19 protein-coding genes are annotated in these 23012 nt (G+C 74.3%); 13 read left to right on the forward strand and 6 right to left on the reverse strand.

The features are described from left to right. Window positions 1-341 precede the first annotated feature (341 nt). From IF83_RS0106490 to IF83_RS29925, 5 genes are all read left to right on the forward strand, one after another. A complete protein-coding gene (locus IF83_RS0106490) occupies window positions 342-1097 on the forward strand; it encodes an adenosylcobinamide-GDP ribazoletransferase (protein WP_037678940.1) in 756 nt (251 codons plus the stop codon). Window positions 1098-1811: 714 nt separating this feature from the next. Beyond that, the gene (locus IF83_RS0106495; protein ID WP_030543078.1) at window positions 1812-3341 is read left to right on the forward strand and encodes a leucyl aminopeptidase; all 1530 of its coding nucleotides are present in this window, start codon (window positions 1812-1814) and stop codon (window positions 3339-3341) included. Between the two features lie 457 nt (window positions 3342-3798). Next, on the forward strand, window positions 3799-5187 hold the full coding sequence (gene lpdA / locus IF83_RS0106500; protein ID WP_030543079.1) for a dihydrolipoyl dehydrogenase: 1389 nt from the start codon (window positions 3799-3801) through the stop codon (window positions 5185-5187). A gap of 48 nt (window positions 5188-5235) precedes the next feature. Next, complete coding sequence (gene sucB / locus IF83_RS0106505; protein ID WP_030543080.1) at window positions 5236-7017, forward strand: 2-oxoglutarate dehydrogenase, E2 component, dihydrolipoamide succinyltransferase; 1782 nt, start codon at window positions 5236-5238, stop codon at window positions 7015-7017. A gap of 155 nt (window positions 7018-7172) precedes the next feature. Next, window positions 7173-8492 carry a helix-turn-helix transcriptional regulator gene (locus IF83_RS29925; protein WP_037678943.1) on the forward strand — a complete coding sequence of 440 codons (1320 nt, stop codon included), beginning with the start codon at window positions 7173-7175 and terminating at the stop codon, window positions 8490-8492. Window positions 8493-8549: 57 nt separating this feature from the next. Here the strand turns inward: IF83_RS29925 and IF83_RS0106525 are convergent, their stop codons facing one another. Next, window positions 8550-9467: an SDR family oxidoreductase gene (locus IF83_RS0106525; protein WP_030543081.1), complete on the reverse strand. Its 918-nt coding sequence runs from the start codon at window positions 9465-9467 to the stop codon at window positions 8550-8552. Between the two features lie 266 nt (window positions 9468-9733). Between IF83_RS0106525 and IF83_RS0106530 the strand changes: the two genes are divergently transcribed. Continuing rightward, window positions 9734-10258: a DUF4240 domain-containing protein gene (locus IF83_RS0106530; RefSeq protein ID WP_030543082.1), complete on the forward strand. Its 525-nt coding sequence runs from the start codon at window positions 9734-9736 to the stop codon at window positions 10256-10258. A gap of 98 nt (window positions 10259-10356) precedes the next feature. Here IF83_RS0106530 and IF83_RS0106535 read toward each other — a convergent pair whose 3' ends face one another. Continuing rightward, window positions 10357-10884: a GNAT family N-acetyltransferase gene (locus IF83_RS0106535; RefSeq protein ID WP_030543083.1), complete on the reverse strand. Its 528-nt coding sequence runs from the start codon at window positions 10882-10884 to the stop codon at window positions 10357-10359. A gap of 66 nt (window positions 10885-10950) precedes the next feature. On the opposite strand from IF83_RS0106535, the gene IF83_RS0106540 reads away from it, so the two are divergent. Continuing rightward, entirely contained in the window at window positions 10951-11844 is an 894-nt protein-coding gene (locus IF83_RS0106540; RefSeq protein ID WP_030543084.1) for a TIGR01777 family oxidoreductase, read from the forward strand. Between the two features lie 130 nt (window positions 11845-11974). Next, window positions 11975-13474, forward strand: coding sequence for an FAD-dependent oxidoreductase (locus IF83_RS0106545; RefSeq protein ID WP_078843219.1), 1500 nt, complete (start codon window positions 11975-11977; stop codon window positions 13472-13474). 93 nt (window positions 13475-13567) lie between these two features. Here IF83_RS0106545 and IF83_RS0106550 read toward each other — a convergent pair whose 3' ends face one another. After that, window positions 13568-15247, reverse strand: coding sequence for a hypothetical protein (locus tag IF83_RS0106550; protein WP_030543086.1), 1680 nt, complete (start codon window positions 15245-15247; stop codon window positions 13568-13570). 321 nt (window positions 15248-15568) lie between these two features. On the opposite strand from IF83_RS0106550, the gene lipB reads away from it, so the two are divergent. The 4 genes from lipB to IF83_RS0106570 all read left to right on the forward strand — a co-directional run bounded on the left by lipB (window position 15569) and on the right by IF83_RS0106570 (window position 18908). Next, complete coding sequence (gene lipB / locus IF83_RS0106555) at window positions 15569-16354, forward strand: lipoyl(octanoyl) transferase LipB (protein WP_030543087.1); 786 nt, start codon at window positions 15569-15571, stop codon at window positions 16352-16354. 269 nt (window positions 16355-16623) lie between these two features. Beyond that, window positions 16624-17595, forward strand: coding sequence for a lipoyl synthase (gene lipA, locus IF83_RS0106560; RefSeq protein ID WP_030543088.1), 972 nt, complete (start codon window positions 16624-16626; stop codon window positions 17593-17595). A 403-nt stretch (window positions 17596-17998) separates the two neighbouring features. Next, entirely contained in the window at window positions 17999-18208 is a 210-nt protein-coding gene (locus tag IF83_RS0106565; RefSeq protein WP_030543089.1) for an SCO2195 family GlnR-regulated protein, read from the forward strand. A 10-nt stretch (window positions 18209-18218) separates the two neighbouring features. Further along, complete coding sequence (locus IF83_RS0106570; RefSeq protein ID WP_030543090.1) at window positions 18219-18908, forward strand: DUF4191 domain-containing protein; 690 nt, start codon at window positions 18219-18221, stop codon at window positions 18906-18908. 225 nt (window positions 18909-19133) lie between these two features. Here IF83_RS0106570 and IF83_RS0106575 read toward each other — a convergent pair whose 3' ends face one another. Further along, window positions 19134-19601, reverse strand: a complete 468-nt coding sequence (locus IF83_RS0106575) for an RDD family protein (protein WP_078843220.1) — start codon at window positions 19599-19601, stop codon at window positions 19134-19136. Window positions 19602-19875: 274 nt separating this feature from the next. Here IF83_RS0106575 and glnA point away from each other — a divergent pair, with 274 nt between their 5' ends. Further along, complete coding sequence (gene glnA, locus IF83_RS0106580) at window positions 19876-21285, forward strand: type I glutamate--ammonia ligase (RefSeq protein ID WP_030543092.1); 1410 nt, start codon at window positions 19876-19878, stop codon at window positions 21283-21285. A 30-nt stretch (window positions 21286-21315) separates the two neighbouring features. Here glnA and IF83_RS0106585 read toward each other — a convergent pair whose 3' ends face one another. Further along, the gene (locus IF83_RS0106585; protein ID WP_037678877.1) at window positions 21316-22401 is read right to left on the reverse strand and encodes a site-specific integrase; all 1086 of its coding nucleotides are present in this window, start codon (window positions 22399-22401) and stop codon (window positions 21316-21318) included. After that, window positions 22385-22945 carry a helix-turn-helix domain-containing protein gene (locus IF83_RS0106590; RefSeq protein ID WP_030543094.1) on the reverse strand — a complete coding sequence of 187 codons (561 nt, stop codon included), beginning with the start codon at window positions 22943-22945 and terminating at the stop codon, window positions 22385-22387. The genes IF83_RS0106585 and IF83_RS0106590 overlap by 17 nt, the downstream gene beginning before the upstream one ends. Between the last annotated feature and the right edge of the window lie 67 nt (window positions 22946-23012).

Genomic DNA, 23012 nt, shown 5'->3' on the forward strand with positions numbered 1-23012 from the left:
GCGGCGGCCCTGCTCCCGTCTCCCCGGCCGGGGGCTCCGCGCCCTCGGAGATGGAGCCGGCACCTCCCGGCGGGGACCCCGTCTCCCCGGACACCCCGGGGCTGTCCGCCCCCCGGGCAGCCAAGACTTCTTCCCCGGCCGGTGACTCCCCGTCCCCGGACCGGGAGTCCGCCGTCCCGGACGAGAGGCCGGCCTCCCGGGAGCCGCGGGACGAGAGCGCCCAGCCCGGTGGGAACCCGGTCCCCCCGGACGGGAATCCGGCACTCCCGCCCGGCACACCTCCGCCCCCGTCCGGTCCGCCGCCCTCCCCCGCCGGCGGGCCGGCCACTCCGGAGGACGCCCTGCGGTTCGCCTTCGGCACACTCACGGCACTGCCGGTGCGCGTCACCCGCTGGGACCGGGACGCCGCGCGGGGCGGCATGGTGTGCGCCCCGGTCGCCGGCGCCGTCCTCGGTCTCTGCGCGGGGGCGCTCGGCGGGATCCTGCTCCTGCTGGGCGCGGGCCCGCTGCTCGCCGCGGTCGCCGCCGTCGCCCTGCCGGCGGCGCTCACCCGCGGGCTGCATCTGGACGGCCTCGCCGACACCGCCGACGGCCTGGGCAGCGGCAAACCCGCCGAGGACGCCCTGCGGATCATGAAGCAGCCGGACATCGGCCCGTTCGGGGTCGTCACGCTCGTCCTGCTGCTGTTCGCGCAGACCGCGGCCCTCGCCGAGCTGTACGCGGACGGCTGGGCGCACGGCGCGGCCGCCGCGGCCGTGGCCGCCGTGGCGGCCCGCTGCGCGCTCACCCTCGCCTCCCGCGCCGGGGTGCCCGCGGCCCGCCCGGACGGGCTGGGCGCGGCGGTCGCCGGCGTGGTCCCCGTACGGACGGCGCTCACGGTGGCGGCGGTCTCCACGACGGTGTGCGCGGTGGCCGGGGCGGTCTTCGGGCCGTGGGCGGCCGCGCAGACCGCGCTCGCCGTCCTGGCGGGTCTCGGCGCGGCCGAACTCCTGCTCCGCCACTGCCGGTCACGGTTCGGCGGGGTGACGGGCGATGTCTTCGGGGCCCTCGCCGAGACGGCCGCGACGGTGGCCCTGATCGTGCTCGTCCTGGGCTGACCAGCCGTCCGGGGCCCGTGCCCGCGCGGCGCCACCGGCCGGACAGCCGTCCCGGACGCGGCCTCCGCGGCTGCCCGGCACCGCCCGCACCGGGACGCACCGGGACGCACCGGGACGCACCACCAACGGACCGCCCGCCGCGGGCCGTTCAGCGGCCGCCGGGCGGCCGTCCGGCTCCGCCGCCGCACCACCGGACACCGCACCGCCGGACCACCGCACGGCACCGCCGGACCGCCGCACCACCGCACCGCACCGCCGAACCACCGCACGCACCGCCGAACCACCGCACGCACCGCCGAACCACCGCACGCACCGCCGGACCACCGCACGCACCGCCGGACCGCGGGACGCACCAACCGCCGCCCCACCGGACACGCCGCCCCACCGCACCACCGGGCGGCGGGGCGGCCGGGCAGCCGCCCCGCCGGGCGGTCGCGCCGTCTCCCGCCGGGGCGTCAACTGCCGTACGGTGCCGCACCGCTCCGCTCCCCCGCCCCGCGCGGCCCGGGGCCCGGCGGCGGGAGGGCCGGCCGGGCCCCGGCGGCCGTGTCCGGGCGCTGAACGGGCCCGCCGGTGCGGGCTAGGGTTCCCGGAGAAGCACCCCCCACGCCCGTCCATCGGCGGCCGGGATCCACCCGGCGCATACGATGCCCCGGGCGCGGCCGGCCCATCCATCGGCCGAGGAACTCAACGGAAGAGAGAGACCCCACCACCGTGACTGCACTGACTCTCAGCACTTCGTCCCCGGCCGCGCTCCGCGCGGACGCCATCGTCGTCGGCGTGGCCAAGGGCGCCAAGGGGCCCGTCACCACGGCCGGAGCCGAGGCCGTGGTGAAGGCCTACGACGGCAAGCTGGCCGCCGTCCTGGAGACGCTCGGCGCCACCGGCGGCGAGGGCGAGGTGACGAAGCTCCCCGCGCCGTCCGGTCTCAAGTCCCCGGTCGTGCTGGCGGTCGGCCTCGGCGACGCCCCGGCCGAGGGCGACCGCTTCGACGGCGAGGTGCTCCGCCGGGCCGCGGGTGCGGCGGCCCGCGCGCTGGCCGGTGCCAAGAAGGGCGGGTTCGCCCTGCCCATGGAGGACGCGGACGACGCGGCGGCCGTGGCGGAGGGCGCGCTGCTCGGCGCGTACACCTTCACCGCCTACCGCTCCGCCCCGGCCGGCGGCCGGAAGAAGGACGACAAGAGCACCCCCCTCGCCGAGGTGACCCTGCTCGGCGGCAAGCCGCGCGACAAGGCGTTCAAGGCGGCGGCGGAGCGCGCGACGGCGCTGGCCGCCGAGGTCAACCGGGCACGCGACCTGATCAACATGCCGCCCAACGACCTCCACCCGAAGTCCTTCACCGCCTCCGTGCAGGAAGCGGCCAAGGAGCACGGCCTGAAGGTCGAGGTACTGGACGAGAAGGCGCTCGCCAAGGGCGGCTACGGCGGCATCCTCGGCGTCGGCAAGGGCTCGGAGAACCCGCCGCGGCTGGTCCGGGTCGCGTACACGCACGGCAAGGCCAAGAAGACCCTCGCCCTGGTCGGCAAGGGGATCACCTACGACTCGGGCGGCATCTCCCTCAAGCCGGCCGGCCACAACGAGACGATGAAGTGCGACATGAGCGGTGCGGCCGCCGTGTTCGCCGCCGTCGTGGCGGCCGCGCGGCTGGGCCTCGCGGTCAACGTCACCGGCTGGCTGGCGCTGGCCGAGAACATGCCGTCGGGCTCCGCGACCCGCCCCGGCGACGTGCTGCGGATGTACAGCGGCAAGACCGTCGAGGTGCTGAACACCGACGCCGAGGGCCGGCTGGTGCTGGCGGACGCGCTGGCCCGCGCCTCGGAGGAGAAGCCGGACGCGATCGTGGACGTGGCGACGCTCACCGGCGCGATGATGCTGGCGCTGGGCAGCCGCACCTTCGGGATCATGGCGAACGACGACGCCTTCCGGACCTCGCTGCACGAGATCTCCCAGGAGGCCGGCGAACAGTCCTGGCCGATGCCGATGCCGGCGGAGCTCCGCAAGGGGATGGACTCCCCGGTGGCCGACATCGCCAACATGGGCGAGCGGATGGGCGGCGGCCTCGTCGCCGGTCTCTTCCTGAAGGAGTTCGTGGGCGAGGGCATCACCTGGGCGCACCTGGACATCGCGGGCCCCGCCTTCCACGAAGGCGCCCCGTACGGCTACACCCCGAAGGGCGGCACGGGTTCGGCGGTCCGCACGCTGGTGCGGCTGGCCGAGCACACCGCGGCGGGCGACCTGGGCTGACGGCACGCGCGCACTCCGCACCCGGCGCCCGCTCCGCGCCGGGCACCACCGGCCGCCGCCGGACCGGCACCCCCGGTCCGGCGGCGGCCGGCGCCGTTCCGGGACGGCCCCGCGTTCGCCCGTCCGTTCGCCCTGAACGAAATCCGCGGGGGCATCCCCCGGCCCCTCCGGGGCAGGTGTCCGGGCAACCAACCAGTGTCCACCGGGCGCCGCGGCCCGCCCCCACCGGCCCTACGCGCGAGTAACCTCCCGCCTCGGCCGGACGGGCGTCCCGAGGACCGGCCCCGCGTCCCGTCGGCCGTCAACAAATGCGAAGATGTTGTCTCGGCAGGACAGGGCCCCGGCTCACATACCGAGCGAGCCAGACGGACGGGCTTGAGAACTCAGCGGCCGAACAACAGCCGCCGCCCGGTCTCGGAAGACCGGCTCCGGCGCACCCATGCATGGAGGACGTGACGTGGCGAACGACGCCAGCACCGTTTTCGACCTAGTGATCCTCGGCGGCGGCAGCGGTGGCTACGCCGCCGCCCTGCGCGGGGCGCAGCTGGGCCTGGACGTCGCACTCATCGAGAAGGACAAGCTCGGCGGCACCTGTCTGCACCGCGGCTGCATCCCCACGAAGGCTCTGCTGCACGCCGGTGAGATCGCCGACCAGGCCCGCGACGGCGCCTCGTTCGGTGTCCGGACCTCGTTCGACGGCATCGACATGGCGGGCGTGAACAAGTACAAGGACGGTGTGGTCTCCGGCCTGTACAAGGGCCTGCAGGGCCTGGTCGCCTCCCGCAAGGTGACGTACGTCACCGGCGAGGGCCGGCTGTCGTCGCCCACCTCGGTGGACGTGGACGGGCAGCGCTACGAGGGCCGGCACGTGCTGCTGGCGACCGGCTCGGTGCCGAAGTCCCTGCCGGGCCTGGAGATCGACGGCAACCGCGTCATCTCCTCGGACCACGCGCTGGGCCTGGACCGGGTGCCCAAGTCGGTGGTCGTCCTCGGCGGCGGCGTCATCGGCTGTGAGTTCGCCTCCGCGTGGAAGTCCTTCGGCACGGACGTGACCATCGTCGAGGCGCTCCCGCACCTCGTCCCCGTCGAGGACGAGAACAGCTCCAAGCTGCTGGAGCGCGCCTTCCGCAAGCGCGGCATCAACTTCTCGCTCGGCTCCCGCTTCTCGGGCGTCGAGTACACGAACGACGGCGTGAAGGTCTCCCTGGAGAACGGCAAGACGTTCGAGGCCGAGCTGCTGCTCGTCGCCGTCGGCCGCGGCCCGGTCTCGCAGGGCCTCGGCTACGAGGAGGCCGGGGTCAACATGGACCGCGGCTACGTCCTCGTCGACGAGTACATGCGGACCAACGTCCCCACGATCTCCGCCGTCGGCGACCTCGTCCCGACCCTCCAGCTGGCGCACGTGGGCTTCGCCGAGGGCATCCTCGTCGCGGAGCGGCTGGCCGGGCTGAAGACCGTGCCGATCGACTACGACGGCGTGCCGCGCGTCACCTACTCCCACCCCGAGGTCGCCTCCGTCGGCGTCACCGAGGCGAAGGCCAAGGAGATGTACGGTGCCGACAAGGTCGTCGCCCTCAAGTACAACCTCGGCGGCAACGGCAAGAGCAAGATCCTGAAGACCGCGGGCGAGATCAAGCTCGTCCAGGTGCGGGACGGCGCCGTGGTCGGCGTCCACATGGTCGGTGACCGGATGGGCGAACAGATCGGGGAAGCGCAGCTGATCTACAACTGGGAGGCGCTGCCGGCCGAGGTCGCCCAGCTGGTCCACGCCCACCCCACGCAGAACGAGGCGCTCGGCGAGGCCCACCTGGCACTGGCCGGCAAGCCGCTGCACTCCCACGACTGATCCCGGGCGCGCCCACATCCGCACCATTCGATAGGAGCAACCGAAACCATGGCGGTTTCCGTAACCCTCCCGGCGCTCGGCGAGAGCGTGACCGAGGGCACCGTCACCCGATGGCTGAAGGCCGAGGGTGAACGTGTCGAGGCCGACGAGCCGCTGCTCGAGGTCTCGACCGACAAGGTCGACACCGAGATCCCGGCCCCGGCGGCCGGTGTTCTCTCCTCCATCAAGGTGGCCGAGGACGAGACCGTCGAGGTCGGCGCCGAACTGGCCGTCATCGACGACGGTTCCGGCGCCCCGGCCGAGACCGCGGCCCCGGCCGCCGAGGCCGCCCCGGCGGCCGAGGCGCAGCCGGAGCCCGAGCCGGCCCCGGCTCCGCAGGCCGAGGCCCCGCAGCAGCAGGCCGCTCCGGCGCCGTCCGGCGGGGCCGCCGAGGGCACCCCGGTCACGCTGCCCGCCCTGGGCGAGTCCGTGACCGAGGGCACCGTCACCCGGTGGCTGAAGGAGGTCGGCGAGTCGGTCGAGGCCGACGAGCCGCTGCTGGAGGTCTCCACGGACAAGGTCGACACCGAGATCCCGTCGCCCGCCGCCGGCACCCTGCTGGAGATCCTGGTCGGCGAGGACGAGACCGCTGAGGTCGGCGCCAAGCTGGCCGTCATCGGTGCGGCCGGCCAGGCCCCGGCCGCCGCCCCCGCCCCGGCCCCCGCGCCGGCGCAGGAGGCCCCGAAGCAGGAGGCCCCCGCTCCCGCCCCGGCCCCGGCTCCCGAGCCCGCGCCGGAGCCCGCCCCGGCTCCGCAGGCCCCGCAGGCCCCCGCCCCGCAGCGCGCCGAGGCCCCGGCTCCGGAACCGCAGCCGGCCGCCCCCGCGCCGGCCCCGGCCCCCGCGCCGGCTCCGCAGGCCGCCGCCCCGGCCGGCGGTGAGGGCGCGTACGTCACCCCGCTGGTGCGCAAGCTCGCCGCCGAGCACGGTGTGGACCTGTCCTCGGTCAAGGGCACCGGTGTCGGTGGCCGGATCCGCAAGCAGGACGTCATCGCCGCCGCCGAGGCCGCCAAGGCCGCGGCTCCGGCCGCCGCCGCGCCGGCCCCGAAGGCCGCCGCCCCGGTGGAGCCGTCGCCGCTGCGCGGCCAGACGGTGAAGATGAGCCGGATCCGCAAGGCCACGGCCAAGCACATGACCGAGTCCCTGAAGGTCTCGGCGCAGCTGACGACCGTGATCGAGGCGGACGTCACCCGCGTCATGCGGCTCCGGGCGCGGGCCAAGGAGCAGTTCCTGGCGCGCGAGGGCGTCAAGCTCTCCCCGATGCCGTTCTTCGTGAAGGCCGTCACCGAGGCGCTGAAGGTCCACCCGGCCGTCAACGCCAGGATCAACGACGACGAGACCATCACCTACCACGACACCGAGAACATCGGCATCGCGGTGGACACGGAGAAGGGCCTCTTCGTCCCGGTCATCGACAACGCGGGTGACCTGAACCTGGCCGGCATCGCCAAGAAGACCGCCGACCTGGCCCACCGCACCCGCAACGGCGGCCTCAAGCCGGACGAGCTGTCGGGCGGCACCTTCACGGTGACCAACACCGGCTCGCGCGGCGCGCTGTTCGACACCCCGATCCTCAACCAGCCGCAGGTCGGGATGCTGGCCATCGGGGCGACGGTCCGGCGCCCGGTCGTGGTGGACACCCCGGAGGGCGAGTCCATCGCCATCCGCGACATGGTCTACCTCGCCCTGACGTACGACCACCGGCTGGTGGACGGTGCCGACGCGGCCCGCTTCCTGGGGACCCTCAAGACCCGCCTGGAAGAAGGCGCGTTCGAGAGCGACCTCGGCCTGTAAGGGCTCAGCGGCCCTCCGGCCGCCGCTACGACGGCGCCCCCGTCCCGGTCCGCCCGGGCGGGGGCGCCGTCGTACCCGGGCGCGGGGCCGCCGTCGCGGCGCGGACGGCGCGGGCCCCCGTGACCGGCCGCGAGCCCCCCGGCATGATGGCGCCCATGCGTGCCGCCCGGTTGATCCGCATGGTGCTGCTCCTCCAGTCCCGGCCGTCGATGACGGGGGCCGAACTGGCGCGGGAGCTGGAGGTGTCCGAACGGACTGTCGGCCGGGACGTGCTGGCGCTCTCGGAGGCCGGGGTCCCCGTCTACGCGGCGCGGGGCCGGGTCGGCGGCTACCGGCTCATCGGCGGCTACCGCACCCGGCTGACCGGCCTCGGCCGCGGCGAGGCGGAGACGCTGTTCCTCTCCGGGGTGCCCTCCGCGCTCCGTGACATGGGCCTGGCGGACACCGCCTCGGCGGCCCGGCTGAAGGTGGCCGCCGCCCTGCTGCCCGACCTGAGCGACGCCCCCGCGAGCGCGGCGCAGCGCTTCCATCTGGACGCGCCGGGCTGGTGGCAGGAGCCCGCCACCCCGGACGCGCTCCCGCTGATCGCGGAGGCGGTGTGGGGCGACCGGCTGCTGACGGCCCGCTACCGGCGCCGGGCGGAGGCCGGCGGCACCGAGGTGGAACGCACCCTGGAGCCGTACGGGCTCGTCCTCAAGGCGGGCGTCTGGTACCTGGCGGCCCGGCCGGCGGCCGGGGGCCGCTCCCTGCCGCCGAGGGCGGTCCCGGCGCCCCGCCCCGGGCTGCCCGGGGCCCCGGGCGCGGAGACCGGCGGCGGGGCCGCGGGGGCCGGCGCGAGAGCGGTCGGGGGCCGCGGCAGCGAGCCGGACCGCACGCCGGGCGGGAGCCCGGGCGTACCGGATGACGAGACTCCGGGTGCGGGCACCGGTGACGGGAGCGGTGCGGAACCCGGCCCGGGCCCCGGCCCCGGTCCCGGTGGCAAGGGGGCCCCGACGTCCGGCGAGAAGCCCCGCGCGGAAGCGCATACGAAGCCGGGGGCGGAGCCGGACCCGGGTGCGGCGGCCGGAGACCGGGCGTACCGGGTCTACCGCGTGGAGCGCTTCGGCTCCGTCACCGTCTCGGAGGAACGGTTCGTCCGGGACGAGGAGTTCGACCTGCCGGGCTTCTGGCGGGAGCGGGCCGCCGAATTCGCCCGGGCGATCCTGCGCGACACGGTCGTCCTGCGGCTCTCCGCGGCCGGGGCGCGGAAGCTGCCCCACGTCACGGACCGGGCCGCGGCGCGGGAGGCCCTCGCCGCGGCCGGGCAGCCCGACGGGCAGGGCCGGATCACCGTCACCCTGCCCGTGGAGTCGCTCGACGTCGCCCACGACCAACTGCTCGCCCTGGGCCCGGAGGCGGAACTGCTGGAGCCGCCGGAGCTGCGCGCCCGCTTCGCGGAGGCGGCGGCCGCCGCGGCGGCGCTGTACGGACGGTAGCCGGGGGCCGGCCCCGGGCTGGGGGCATCGGACCCCGGCCGCAGCCGCAGCCGCCGCTCAGCGGTACTCAGCGTCGTCCGCCTTCCGGCCGCCCTTCGTCACCTCCTCGATGTACCGCCAGGCGTCCGGCCGGGTGCCGTCGGCGTCCGTGAAGCCGTAGACCCGGGAGAGCTGCCCGCTGGAGAGCGACTGCCCGTTCCAGCGCGCCATCTCCGGGTCGGCGGCCAGCGCGGCGACGGCCCGGCCGACGAACACGGGGGACTCCGAGATGGCGAAAGCCGGTTCCTTCGCCACCCCGTCCCGCCAGTTCTCCTCCGTCACCCCGAAGTGGTCGAGCATCTGCTCGGAGCGGAGGAAGCCGGGCGTGACGGCGACCGCCGTGCAGCCGTACTCCTCCAGCTCCGTGCCGAGGCCGAGGGCCATCCGCAGGGGCGCGTACTTGGTGAGGTCGTAGTAGAGGCTCTCGCGGTAGTCCTTGTTGGTCTCGGCGGTGCCGTCGGTGATCTCCACCAGCAGCCCGCCGGGGCGGCGGATCAGCAGCGGCAGCGCGTAGTGGCTGGTGACGAGGTGGCTCTCGACGCCCAGCCGCAGCATGCGCAGACCGCGGTCCAGCCCGATCTCCCACATCTTCTTCCCGAAGTCGATCAGGTGCTCGCCGCCCCAGATGTCGTTGACGAGGACGTCCAGCCGCCCCTGCTCCCGGTCGACGCGCTCGGTCAGCGCGCGGACCTGCTCCCGCTCCAAGTGGTCGGTGGGTACCGCGACGCCCCGGCCGCCCGCGGCGGTCACGAGTTCGGCGGTCTCCTCGATGGTCTCCGGGCGGCCCACCTCGCTGCGCCGCTCCCGCGTGGTGCGGCCGGTCACATAGACCGTCGCGCCCTCGGCCCCCAGTTGTACGGCGATGGCGCGTCCCGCGCCGCGGGTGGCTCCCGCGACGAGCGCCACCCGGCCCGCCAGTCTGCCCTGTTCGTTCACCTGTGCCGGTCCTCTCGCTGTCCGTACCGTCCGCACGGGTTCCGTCTCCGTACGGACGGCACGACCCTGACAGGCAATGCGGACATCTCCTGTCGTCTTTTCCCGGGCGGCCGCGCCGTGTCCTGCTCCGGGCGCCCCGGGCCCCCCGAACGGCCCGGCCGTGCCTGCCCCGATTACCGGCTGATCCGCCCGGCCTGTAACGACACGGCCGCATCCGGCATGCTGCGCGTGCGCGGCGGGTGGCCAGGGCCGATGCTGGTCCGGTGATGGACGAGACGGAGTTCTGGGCGATCGTCGACAGCTCCCGCGAGGCCGCCGGCGGGGACCCGGTGGAGCAGGCGGACGCACTGGTGGAACGGCTGGTGCTGCTGGACCCGGAATCGGTGGTGGACTTCGCCCGGCACTTCGAGTCCCGGCTGGCCCGCGCATACCACTGGGATCTGTGGGCCGCCGCCTGGCTGCTGCTGGGCGACACCGGCGAGGAGGCGTTCGACGGCTTCCGCTGCTGGCTGATCGGCCAGGGGCGGCAGGTGTTCGAGGGCGCGCTGCACGATCCGGACGCTCTGGCGGAGCTGCTGGACGACTTCGACGCCGAGCTCGACGGGGACGGGGAGGAGCTCGGCTACGCGCCCTACGAGGCGTACGAGCAGCTCACCGCGGTCGAGCTGCCGGACCTCGGGCTGCCCGAACAGCCGGCCGAGCCCGAGGGCACCCCCATCGACTTCCGGGACCCCGCGGCGCCGGCGGAGCGCTTGCCGGCCCTCACCGAGCGGTTCCCGCCCGGAGGGTGAGGGTGAGGGTGAGGGTGAGGGGGTCAGGGTGAGGGCGACGGCCCGGCGGCCGGCCGCCCCGCGCCGCGCTCAGCCGCCCCGGCCGTCCCGCGCCGCTCTCAGCCGTCCTCCGGCCGCAGTGAGCGCCCCATCAGGACGTCGTCGGCGTACTCCCCGCCCAGCAGGAACTCGCCCGGCAGCACGCCCTCCACGGCGAACCCCGCTGACGCGTACAGCCGCCGGGCCGGTGTGTTGTGGCCCAGCACCCGCAGCGTGATCCGGACCGCGCCCTGCCGCCGCGCCTCGTCGCAGGCCGCGTCGAGGAGCGTCCGGGCGACCCCCCGGCCGCGCGCCCAGGTGTCGACGGCCAGGCCCTGGATCTGCCGGACGTGGGCGTTGGACGGCAGCCGGGTCGGCGGCACCAGCCGGATGTAGCCGGCGATCCGCGCCTGGATCTCGGCGACGAGCAGGTCCTCCGGCGGATGGGCCGCGTCGAAGAAGGGTGCGCCCCGAGCGGGAGGTTCCGGCTGTACGGAGTGCAGCCGCGACCAGACGCGGCGGTCGAGGTCGCCGAGCGCCGCGCCGTCGACGGGAACGGCGGGGCGGACGGTCACCGGGTGAACCGGACGTATGAGCGGTTCGGACATGGACGTCACTGTGCCACCGCCGCCCAATACCCGTCACCACCCTTGTTGCGGGGGCAGGATGGGCCCATGCGTATCGCGATCACCGGCGCGTCCGGTCTCATCGGTTCGGCCCTGCTCCGCTCCCTGCGCGCCGAGGGAGGGCACGAGACCGTACGGCTGGTGCGCCGGCCTCCCCGGGCGCCGGACGAGGCGCGGTGGGACCCGGAAGGGGGCTCCGTGGACGCCGGCGCGTTCAGCGGCTGCGACGCCGTGGTGCACCTCGCGGGCGCGGGAGTCGCCGGGCACCGGTGGACGGAGGGCTACAAGAAGACGATCCGGGACAGCCGCGTGCTCGGCACCGCCACGATCGCCCGCGCCCTGGCCGCGCTGGACACCCCGCCGCCCGTCCTCGTCTGCGGCACCGCCATCGGCTACTACGGCGACACGGGCGACCGCGTGACCGACGAGAGCGCGCCGCCCGGTGAGGGCTTCCTGGCGGACGTCTGCCAGGAGTGGGAGGCCGCGGCGGCGCCCGCCGAGGAGGCCGGCGTCCGGACGGCGTTCGCCCGGACCGGACTGGTGGTGGCACGCGAGGGCGGCGCCTGGGGGCGGCTGTTCCCGCTCTTCAGAGCCGGCCTCGGCGGGCGCCTCGGCAGCGGCCGGCAGTACTGGAGCTTCATCGCCCTGGACGACCACATCGCCGCGCTGCGGCACATCATCGGCACCGGCTCGCTCTCCGGTCCCGTCAACCTCACCGCGCCCGAGCCCGTCACCAACCGGGAGGTGACGGCCGCGATGGGCCGGGTGCTGCGGCGGCCGACGCTCGCCACCGCCCCCGCGCCCGCCCTGCGCCTGGCCCTGGGCGAGTTCGCCGAGGACGTGCTGAGCAGCCAGCGCGTGGTGCCGCGCAGACTGCTCGGCTCCGGCTTCACCTTCGCCCACCCGACCGTGGAGGGCGCGATCCGGGCCGCGCTGCGCTGAGCACCCACCGGCGCTCTTCCCCCAACACCCGTGCACCTGTGCCCGGTTGGTGCGCGACTGCGCCGGACGGCGATCGTTCCTAGGCTCGGGTCGAAGGGGAAGCCGGGTATTGCCGTCGCCGGTTGAGGGCATGAGGTCTCCAGCGACCGCAGGTGACCCGGTGAGGGGACACAGCCGACCTCGGGGAGGGCACGTGCTCAGCACCGCACATCAGAGCGCACAGCAGAGCACCGCGCGGCAGGACACCGCACAGCGGAGCAGCGCGCGGAACGGCAGTGGACACGGCGGCGCGGACCGGACGGACGTCGTCGTGGTCGGCGCCGGACTGGCGGGGCTCACGGCGGCGGCCCGGCTCAGCCGCGCGGGCCTGGAGGTGACGGTCCTGGAGGCGTCGCCCCGGATCGGCGGCCGGATGGCCACCGAGGAGACCGGCGGCTTCCGGCTCGACCGCCCGGGGCGGCTGCTGGATTCCTCGCTGCCCGCGCTGGCGTGCGCCCCCGAACTGACGGATCTCGTCCTGCGTCCGCTCTCCCCCGGTCTGCTGGTGCGCAGCGGGGGCCGCGTCCACCGGTACGCCGAGCCCCGGATCGCGCGGGGCACCCGAGCCGCGGCCCGTGCCCTGGCCGGTGCCGCACGCGCCCCGCGCGCCCTCCGTGCGCCCCGCGCGCCACGGACCGCCCGCGCGAACGCCCTTGACCAGGCCCGGCTCGCCGGTTACCTCAACCGGCTGGCCGGCACCTCCACCGAGCGGCTGCTGGCCCGGCCGGAGCTGCCCGCCGCCGCGTTTCCCGGCAGCCGCGGTCTGCCGCCCCGCACCGTCGACGGCTACCTCCGTCCGCTGCTCACCGCGCTTCTCAACGACCCGGAGCTGACCACCTCCGGCCGCTGCGCCGATCTCGCGCTGCGCGGCTACGCCCGGGGCCGGCTCGGCCTCGTCGAGGGCGGCACGGCCGCCCTGACCGGTCTCCTCGCCGCGGCCCTCCCGCCGGGCACCGTGCGGACGGGGGTGCGGGCCGTGTCCGCCGCCACCAGCTCCGTCACCACCGACACACAGGGCGAGATCGCCTGCCGCGCCGTCGTCGTGGCCACCGGCGCCCGTGCCGCCGCCGAGCTGCTGCCCGGGCTGCGGCTGCCCGGCTTCCATCCGGTGACCGTGCTGCACCACGCCGCCCCCGAGCCGCCGTGCCCGGAGCCGGTACTCCTGCTCGACGCCGACCGGACCGGGCCCGTGGCGCACACCGTCGTGGTCAGCGCGGCGGACCCCCGGCGCAGCCCGGCGGGCCGTTCGCTCGTCACGTCCACGGTCCTCGGTGCGGCCGCCGGCGAATCGCCCGCGCTGCTCGACAAGAGCGCCCGCGCGCAGCTCGGCGAGCTCTACGGCACCCCGGCGGAGGACTGGGAGCTCGTCGCCGTCCGGCACGATCCGGAGGCCGTGCCCGCCATGCCCGCGCCGCACGACCACCAGCGGCCGGTCCGGCTGCTGCACGGGCTGTACGTGTGCGGCGACCACCGCGACACGAGCACCGCCCAGGGCGCGTACGGCTCGGGATGCCGGGCCGCCGCGGCCGTGCTGCGCGACTTCGGCCTCCGCCCCGGCTCCACCGCCGAACCGGTGGCCTCCGCGGCGTAGCCCTCCCGCCGGGAGGGTTCACCGGCTCGCGGCGCCCGGCGCCCCCTGCCCCGAGCTCTCCGGGCAGGGGGCGACCCATCCGCCGTGCCGGGCTCAGAGCGCGGCGACGCGCTCCCGGTAGCCGCGCACGGCGGCGGCGTCCTTGAAGGGCTCCAGCCGGCGTTCGAAGTCGCGGACGTACTCCGTCGCCCGCACCGACCGCATCTCCGCCGCCTGCCGCGCCGACTCGGCGCCCAGCGCGCACGCCTGGTCCAGATCGCCCAGGCCCAGCCGCGCCGAGGCGAGCACCACCCGGCAGAACAGCCGGCTCCGGGCGTAGCCGGCGTCGCGCAGCTGCAGCGACCGCTCGGCGTGCTGGGCGGCGGCCCGGTACTGGCCGAGGTCGCGGTGGCAGTGCCCGAACTCGTCGGCGAGCTGCGCCTCGTCGAAGAAGCGCGCCCAGTACGGCACCTCGTCGCCCGGGCGCGCCGACTCCAGCGCGCGTTCCGCCCGCGCCAGGGCCCCGGTGCAGGCCCGGACGTCGCCCAGCAGGCCGTGGGCCCGGGCCTCGGCCGCGTGCAGCAGGGACTGCACCACCGGGGGCGCGCCGCAGCCCACGCCCTGCTGCGCGACCCGGGCGAGCTGGGCCGCCTCCCGGCCGTGGCCCAGATAGACCGCTTGCCGGCTCATGGTGACCAGCACGTAGCTGCCGTAGACGCGGTCGTCGGCGGCCTGCGAGAGCCGCAGGGCCTGGACGAAGTACCGCTGGGCGAGACCGTGCGCCGCGATGTCGTACGAGGTCCAGCCCGCGAGCCGGGTCAGATCGGCCACGGCTCCGAAGAGCTGCCGCCCCGTGGTCTCGCCGTAGGAACCGCGCAGCATGGGCTCGGCCTCGTGTTCGAGGTAGCGGACCAGGGCCTGCCGGGCGTGGCCGCCGCCGTAGGCGTGGTCGAGCGAGCGGAAGAGTTCGCCCACCGAGCGCAGGGCCGCGATGTCCCCCGCGGTCACCTTGGTTCCGGGTCCGGCTGCCGGCCGTTCACGGCCGCGGAGCGGCGGCGTCCGGCCGGGTGCGGTGACCGCGCGGCCGTCGGTCCCCGGTCCGCCGGGGACGCCCGGGGCGGCGGGAACCGCGGTGCCGGTGCCGGAACGCAGAGCGGCGCGGGGCCCCGGGACGGCGCCGGGGCGGAGCCGCGCCGCGCCGGACGGGGAGCCGGGCGCGGAACCCGGCGCCGGGCCGGTGCGCGGCCCGGGCACGGCCGCTCCCTCGCCCCCTCCGGACTCGGCGGAGTCCTTCCCCCCGGGCTGCCGTCCGGGGCGGGCGACCCTCTCGTCCGTCCGCCCGATCAGCCAGTCGCGGCTCGGCACCACCAGCCCGGCCGGGGTGAAGGCGATCTTCCGCAGCTCGGCGTGGCTGCCGGAGTCCTTCCGCCACAGCCCGCTGACGATGTCCACCGCCTCGGCGGGCGTCTCCGCGAACTCCAGGCCGGCGTAGACCGGCGCGCAGGCGTCCAGCCCGAGGTCCTGCGCGGTGAGCCGGCGCCCCAGCCGGCGGGTGAAGACCTCCGCGATCAGCGCGGGGGTCGTGCCGCGCGGCTGCTGGCCGCGCAGCCAGCGGGTCACCGACGTCTTGTCGTAGCGCAGGTCGAGGCCGTGCTCCAGGCCGAGCTGGTCGACCCGGCGGGCCAGCCCCGCGTTGGAGAAGCCGGCCTCGGCGATGAGAGCGGCCAGGCGGCGGTTGGGGATGCGCTGGGGGATGGTCCCGTCACGCAGCCCGGGGGAGGGTCGATCCGTCATCGGTTGTGCGGTCTCCTGCCTTCCGGACCCGTGGAGCGGAGCGGGGCGCGACAGGCCCGAGGAGCCCGCGCTCGCCCGATCGCCCTCCTTGGACCGGCGCGAATTTAGCGGGAGACAGGGTGTTTTCGGACATCTCGTCGCCTTGTTCATCCGATCGTGTGAGCGGAACCGGAATTCCGGTACGAACCCCCCGGTGGCCCGCTAAGAGCCGACCGCATCCGGAAGCCCGTGCGAGCCACCCGGCGCGGCGCGGTGCCGTGCCGGTCGTACAGTGACTGAGGGCGCCATCAGTGCCGTACCGCTGTTCGAAGAGGAGCCACCGTGAGTGAGCTGCGCTTTGTCCACCTCGGCTTCGGGGCGGACGCCGTCGAGTACCAGGCCGCGTGGCAGGAGCAGCGCCGGGTGCACGCGGCGAGGTTCGCGGACGAGATCCCCGACACCTGTCTGCTCCTGGAACACCAGGCCGTCTACACGGCGGGCCGCCGGACCGAGGACAGCGAGCGCCCGCTGGACGGCACCCCGGTCGTCGACGTCGACCGCGGCGGCAAGATCACCTGGCACGGCCCGGGCCAGCTCGTCGGCTATCCGATCCTGAAGCTGCCCCGCCCGGTGGACGTCGTCGCCCATGTGCGCCGGCTGGAGGAGGCGCTGATCCGCGTCTGCGCGGACTTCGGGCTGGAGACCTCCCGGATCGAGGGCCGCAGCGGTGTCTGGGTGCTCGGCGACCCGGCGGACGCCCCGGCGGCCGCCCTCGGCGGGCTCTCCCTGGACTTCGACCCCCGGCTCAACGACGACCAGTTCGATCCCCGGCTGGCCGGCCCGGAGTACGCCCCGTCCAACGCCGGGCAGCGCGGGGAGGACCGCAAGCTGGCCGCGATCGGCATCCGCGTGGCCAAGGGCGTCACCATGCACGGCTTCGCGCTCAACTGCGAGCCGGACAACACCTCGTTCGACCGGATCGTGCCCTGCGGCATCCGGGACGCGGGCGTCACCTCGCTCTCCGCCGAACTGGGGCGCACGGTGCCGGTCTCCGAGGTGCTGCCGGTGGTGGAGAAGAGGCTGCGCGAGGTGCTGGAGTCGGCCGAGCCGCTCCCCCGGGCCGTCTGACGCGCTCGCGCGGGCCGTCCGACAGGCTTCCCGGGCCGCCGCCGCGCCCTCCCGGCCCTTCCGGGAACCCGGGAATGCCCGCCCCCTCGGCGGCGGTTGGCGAAGGAACGGGACCGCTTCCCCGGCGCACCGCCGGGAGCGGGCACGGCGGTGCGGAGGGCAGCGGGCCCCCCGGCGCGGCGGCCGTGGAAATTACGGGCGTACCCTGGTGTTCGCCGAAGATTCGAAAAGCCACGCAAGGCAACGCTGAGAAAAGGGGAGTGCCGGACGTGTCCGCAGTCGCACCCGACGGCCGGAAGATGCTCCGTCTGGAGGTCCGGAACAGCCAGACCCCCATCGAGCGCAAGCCGGAGTGGATCAAGACCCGGGCCAAGATGGGCCCCGAGTACACCGAACTCCAGGGCCTGGTGAAGCGCGAGGGCCTGCACACGGTGTGCCAGGAGGCCGGCTGCCCCAACATCTACGAGTGCTGGGAGGACCGCGAGGCGACCTTCCTCATCGGCGGCGACCAGTGCACCCGGCGCTGCGACTTCTGCCAGATCGACACCGGCAAGCCGCAGGCGCTGGACCGCGACGAGCCCCGGCGCGTGGCCGAATCCGTACAGTCCATGGAGCTGAAGTACGCCACGATCACGGGCGTGGCCCGCGACGACCTGGACGACGGCGGCGCCTGGCTCTACGCGGAGACCGTGCGGCAGATCCACGCGCTGATGCCGGGCACCGGTGTCGAGCTGCTGATCCCGGACTTCAACGCGGTCCCCGAACAGCTCGCCGAGGTCTTCTCCAGCCGTCCCGAGGTGCTCGCGCACAACGTCGAGACGGTCCCCCGGATCTTCAAGCGCATCCGCCCCGGCTTCCGCTACGAGCGCTCCCTCGACGTCATCCGGCAGGCCCGCGCGGACGGGCTGGTCACCAAGTCGAATCTGATCCTGGGCATGGGCGAGGAGCGCGCGGAGATCACCGAGGCGCTGCGCGATCTGCACGAGGCCGGCTGCGAGCTGATCACGATCACCCAGTACCTGCGGCCGACGCCGCGCCACCACCCCGTGGTGCGCTGGGTGAAGCCGCAGGAGTTCGTGGAGCTGCAGCAGGAGGCGGAGGAGATCGGCTACGCCGGTGTCATGTCCGGCCCGCTCGTCCGCTCCTCGTACCGCGCCGGCCGCCTCTACCAGCAGGCGATGGAGCGGCGCGGCGAGGCCCCGGCGCGCGGTGGCGCCGCCGCGGACCGGCAGTCCGCCTGAGCGGCGCGCCGCGCCCCGGGCCGGTGCTCCCGGCGCCGGCCCGGGGCGTCCCGCCCTCCCGTCCCCGCCCCTGGGGGTTCACTGACGCACACACGCGTTCCCGATCGCGAAGTCAAGGGGTCGTGCGGCATCACTCGAAGGGCCGTACGACCCCGCGCCGGGACCACTGTTCGTCCGCTTCGGAACATTGTTTCGCTGCGTTTGACCGATCGGTCACCCCCTGGTAACACCTAGGGATGACGCTGGATTTACGCACCGCGAACGCACACGCGCCGGTCCGGCGCGGCCGCCTTCCCCGCCCGCCGGACCACCGCCCGCCGCGCCCGCCCGCGTGAACCCCCGGCGCCGCCGCACCGCCCGCGCCACCGTCCTCCCGTCCGACGCTCCGAGGGGAAACGAGACCATGCAGGGCTCTCCCGTCCACGCCACCGCGATCCCGTCCGTCACCGGCGCACTGCGGGCCGTGGAGTCCGTTCTGCTGCGCCGCGGCCAGCTCACCGCCCGCCGCAACGCCTGGACCGCCGTCCTGGAGGACCGCCGCCGCGCCAGGGCGCGGTCCGAGGCGGAGCACGTACTGGAGGCCGCGGCGACCGGCGCTCCGCAGGCCACGTAAACTCGGAGCCATGGCGAGGAAGGCAACATCCGAGAACCCCGGGCGGCTCAAGCAGATCGCCCTGACCTACAAGATGACCAAGCGGTCCGACTCCAAGGTCGGACTCGTCGTCGCGGCTGTGGGACTTGTCACCTTCGGTGTCCTCCTCGCGATCGGCTTCCTGATCGACCACCCGGTGTACCTGGGCATCCTGGGGGCCCTGCTGGCCTTCCTCGCCATGGCGATCGTCTTCGGGCGGCGCGCCGAGGCGGCGGCCTTCGGGCAGATGGAGGGCCAGCCGGGGGCGGCCGCGGCGGTCCTGGAGAACGTGAAGCGCGGCTGGACGGTGACGCCCGCGGTGGCGATGAACCGCCAGCAGGACGTCATCCACCGGGCCGTCGGCAAGGCGGGCATCGTGCTGGTGGCCGAGGGCAACCCGAACCGGCTCAAGGGCCTGCTGGCCGCCGAGAAGCGGAAGATGGCCCGCATCGTCTCGGACGTCCCGGTGCACGATGTGACGGTGGGCAACGGCGAGGGCCAGGTGCCGCTGAAGAAGGTCCGCACCCACCTGCTGAAGCTTCCCCGGGTGCTGACCGGCCCGCAGGTCACCACCGTCAACGACCGGCTGCGCGCGATGGGCGACCTGATGAGCAACATGCCGATGCCGAAGGGGCCCCTGCCGAAGGGCATGCGGATGCCCAAGGGCGGCCGGATGCGCTGAGCCGGCGCGCCGCGGCCGTCCCACGCCTCCGGTCGCACCGGGGCGGGCCCACCGCACACGCCCGAACCCGTACAGCCGACTCGTACAGCCGAAGGGCCCGGATCTCCTGTGTTCCAGGAGATCCGGGCCCTTCGCGCATACCGCTCCGTACCGCTCAGCCACCGCTCGGGGCTTCACACCACCGTTCGGGCCGGGCCGTCGCCTCGCGGACCGTGCGGCCGCCGGTCAGATGCGTACCTGGACCGACCGGGCGAGCCGGTCGTGGAGGCCGCGGCCGTCGCGGTCCCAGATCAGCGCGGGGATGACCAGCAGGAGCAGCACCGTCCGCACGGCGACCCGTACGGCGCCCAGCCGGTCGCCGTCCTCGGCGATGACCCGCAGGCCCATCAGCCGCTTGCCGGGCGTGCTCCCGACCGTGGTGAGGGTGGTGAGGCTGAGCACCGCGAAGAGGGCGAGCGCCCAGTTGTTCGCGGCCCTGAGCTCGCCGCCCGAGAGCAGCCCGTAGGCGATCAGGACGCAGAGCGCCCAGTCGATGAGGAGGGCGCCGTACCGGCGCCCCACGCCGGCGACCGAGCCCGGCCCCGCCTTGGGCAGGCCGAGGCGCTCGCCCCGGTAGCCGAAGTCCACACCCATGTCCTCGGCCGCCGCGCGGGGGCCCGAGATCCACGATCCGATTGCTTGCCTGTTGTCCACCCGTCCACGGTACTGCGGGCCGCCGGCGGGCCCGGGACCGCATACGTTCCCCGCCGCGCGGGCCGGGCCCGGAAGGGCGCAGGACCGCCGTCGCGACGAGCACGGGCCCGGGTTTCAACAGGCAGAACGGGCCACCGGCCGGTTAACCTCGGCGAAACAAATGGGTCACGCTCGGGAAATCCCCCAAACCTAAGGTCGATGCCAGCGTGCCACCGCACTGGCCGCGTTTCAGGCAATCCCGCCACCCCCCGGACGGCGGGCTAGGAGGAGTTGCATGTTCCAGAACGCCGACGATGCGAAGAAGTTCATCGCGGACGAGGACGTCAAATTCATCGACGTCCGGTTCTGCGATCTGCCCGGCGTGATGCAGCACTTCACGATCCCGGCCGCGGTCTTCGACCCGGCCGAGGAGCTCGCGTTCGACGGCTCGTCGATCCGCGGCTTCCAGGCGATCCACGAGTCCGACATGGCGCTCCGCGCCGACCTCAGCACGGCTCGTGTCGACCCGTTCCGCCGGGACAAGACGGTCAACATCAACTTCTTCATCCACGACCCGATCACGGGCGAGCAGTACAGCCGTGACCCGCGCAACATCGCCAAGAAGGCCGAGGCCTACCTCGCCTCCACCGGTATCGCCGACACGGCGTTCTTCGGCCCCGAGGCCGAGTTCTACGTCTTCGACAGCGTGCGGTTCAGCACCGCCGCGAACGAGTCCTTCTACCACATCGACTCCGAGGCGGGCGCCTGGAACACCGGTGCCCTGGAGGACAACCGCGGGTACAAGGTCCGTTACAAGGGCGGCTACTTCCCGGCCCCGCCGGTCGACCACTTCGCCGACCTGCGTGCGGAGATCTCCCTGGAGCTGGACAAGGCCGGCCTGCAGGTCGAGCGCCAGCACCACGAGGTCGGCACCGCCGGCCAGGCCGAGATCAACTACAAGTTCAACACGCTGCTCGCCGCGGCCGACGACCTGATGCTCTTCAAGTACATCGTGAAGAACGTCGCCTGGCGCAACGGCAAGACCGCGACCTTCATGCCCAAGCCGATCTTCGGTGACAACGGCTCCGGCATGCACGTCCACCAGTCCCTGTGGGCCGGCGGCGAGCCGCTGTTCTACGACGAGCAGGGCTACGCGGGCCTCTCGGACATCGCCCGCTACTACATCGGCGGCATCCTCAAGCACGCCCCGTCGCTGCTGGCGTTCACCAACCCGACGGTGAACTCCTACCACCGCCTGGTGCCCGGCTTCGAGGCCCCGGTCAACCTGGTCTACTCGCAGCGCAACCGCTCCGCCGCGATGCGCATCCCGATCACGGGCTCCAACCCGAAGGCGAAGCGCGTCGAGTTCCGCGCCCCGGACCCGTCCTCGAACCCGTACCTCGCCTTCTCCGCGCTCCTCCTGGCGGGCCTCGACGGCGTCAAGAACAAGATCGAGCCGGCCGAGCCGATCGACAAGGACCTCTACGAGCTCGCCCCCGACGAGCACGCCAACGTGGCCCAGGTCCCGACCTCCCTCCCCGCGGTCCTCGACGCCCTGGAGGCGGACAACGAGTACCTGCAGGCGGGCGGCGTCTTCACGGCCGACCTGATCGAGACCTGGATCGACTACAAGCGGACCCAGGAGATCGCCCCCATGGCCCTCCGCCCGCACCCGCACGAGTTCGAGATGTACTTCGACATCTAAGCCGTTCGGTTGCGCTGACCAGCGCGAGAGCTATTCGGACCCCCTGCCAGTCCGCAGGGGGTCCGCAGCTTTTGTGATCTTGCCCAGCATGGCGGCCTCCACCGCGGTCCGGGTGGACTCATCCGAGTCCGGCCAGAGGTGACCGTATGTGTCCAGTGTCGTCTTCGCCGACGAGTGCCGCAGCCGGTGCTGCACCACCTTCACGTCCGCCCCGGAGGCGATGAGCAGCGAAGCGTAGTAGTGCCGCAGGTCGTGGAAACGGAACGCCTCCGGCAGTCCCGGCACCTTCGAGCGCACCGCCCGCATCTGCCGCTCGATCGCCCACGGGCTCACCTGCTCTCCCCCGTCGTGAGCGAGGACCGTCACCGGGCCGCCGTCGGCCGGCCGCGGCAGCACGTCCGCCAGGGCGCCGGGGATGGGGACGGCGGTCCGGCTCATCTCCGTCTTCAGCGGCTCGGCCGGGTACTGCACCGCGGGCCGGACCTCCCGGGTGTCGTGGTCGACGTCCGCGCGCCGCAGGCCGCAGACCTCCCCCACCCGCAGGCCGGCGAACGCACCGAGCAGCACGGCCAGGCGGTAGCGCTCATCGAACGCGGCGTGCATCTGCCACACCTGCTCAGTGGTCGCCACATACGGCCGCTGCTTCCCGCCCCCGGGCGTCGTCCGGCGCGAGCACGGGTTCGAGGTCACGAGGTTGTCGTGCACCGCGTCCGTCATCAGCTGCGCCAGCCGGTTGTGCAGGGCGTAGACGTAGGACTCCTTCCGCCCCTCCTTCCGCAGCCTGGCGAGCCAGGCCCGGACCATGCTCGGCTTGACGGAGCCGAGCGGCAGCGGGCCGAACTCCTTCCGGATGCGCTCCAGATGGACGCGCGCCTGCCGCACCGTGGACGGCCGGTTCGTCGCGTAGCCGGCCAGCCAGGTGTCGCACCACTCGTCCACGGTGACCTTCCGCGACTTCGGGTCGACATACCGCCCGGTGACCAGGCTCGCCGTCTCCTCGTCCAGCCAGCGCTGGGCGTCCAGCTTCCGCACGAAGTGCCGCGCGTGCTCCCGGCCGGTGGCGTCCCGGTATCGGGCCCGGTACTTCCCGTTCGGCCTCTTAGCGATGCTCGCCATCGGGCCCCTTCTCCAGCTTGTCCGCGAGGCGCCAGGCCCCGCGGATCCACTCGACAACCTGCTCCTCGGTGAGGCCGGCGCGGCGGGCCGCCGACATACCGGCGAGCAGGTGCCGGCTTACCTCGTTCTCTGCCTGCGCCTGGTCAGGCAGGTCCGGGTCTCTCCACTCGTCCTCTGGCGCCTCGCTACGGAAGATGCGGGTGTCCACGCCAGGAAGCGGGGCCGTACCGCGGAGCCAGTCGCGCACTCGGCCCGCCGGGTAGGTCTCGTGCGGGGTGACCTCATAGGGCCTGTCATCCAGCGGTACGAGCAGGTGCACGGGCGCGACGTTGAGCGCGCGGGCCAGGGCCAACAGCTCCACGGCGGAAATACTCTGCCGGCGCCCCGTTTCCAGCTTCGTGACCGTGCCGCGGTCCCACGACAAGCCCTGGTCCTTCTTGAGGCGTTCGGCGAGCTGCTGGGCAGTGAAGCCGTTGCGGCCCCTCAGCTCCTTGACCCTCCGAGCGACGACCGTTACAGGGTTCTCCCCTTCGGAATGTTCCATGCGGGAACAGTATGCGTTGCTTGCGGAACGTTCAACGTTCGGGCATCATCGGCCACACCTAGATCCG

The organism is Streptomyces albus subsp. albus (assembly GCF_000719865.1).
GTDB classification, from domain to species: domain Bacteria; phylum Actinomycetota; class Actinomycetes; order Streptomycetales; family Streptomycetaceae; genus Streptomyces; species Streptomyces albus_E.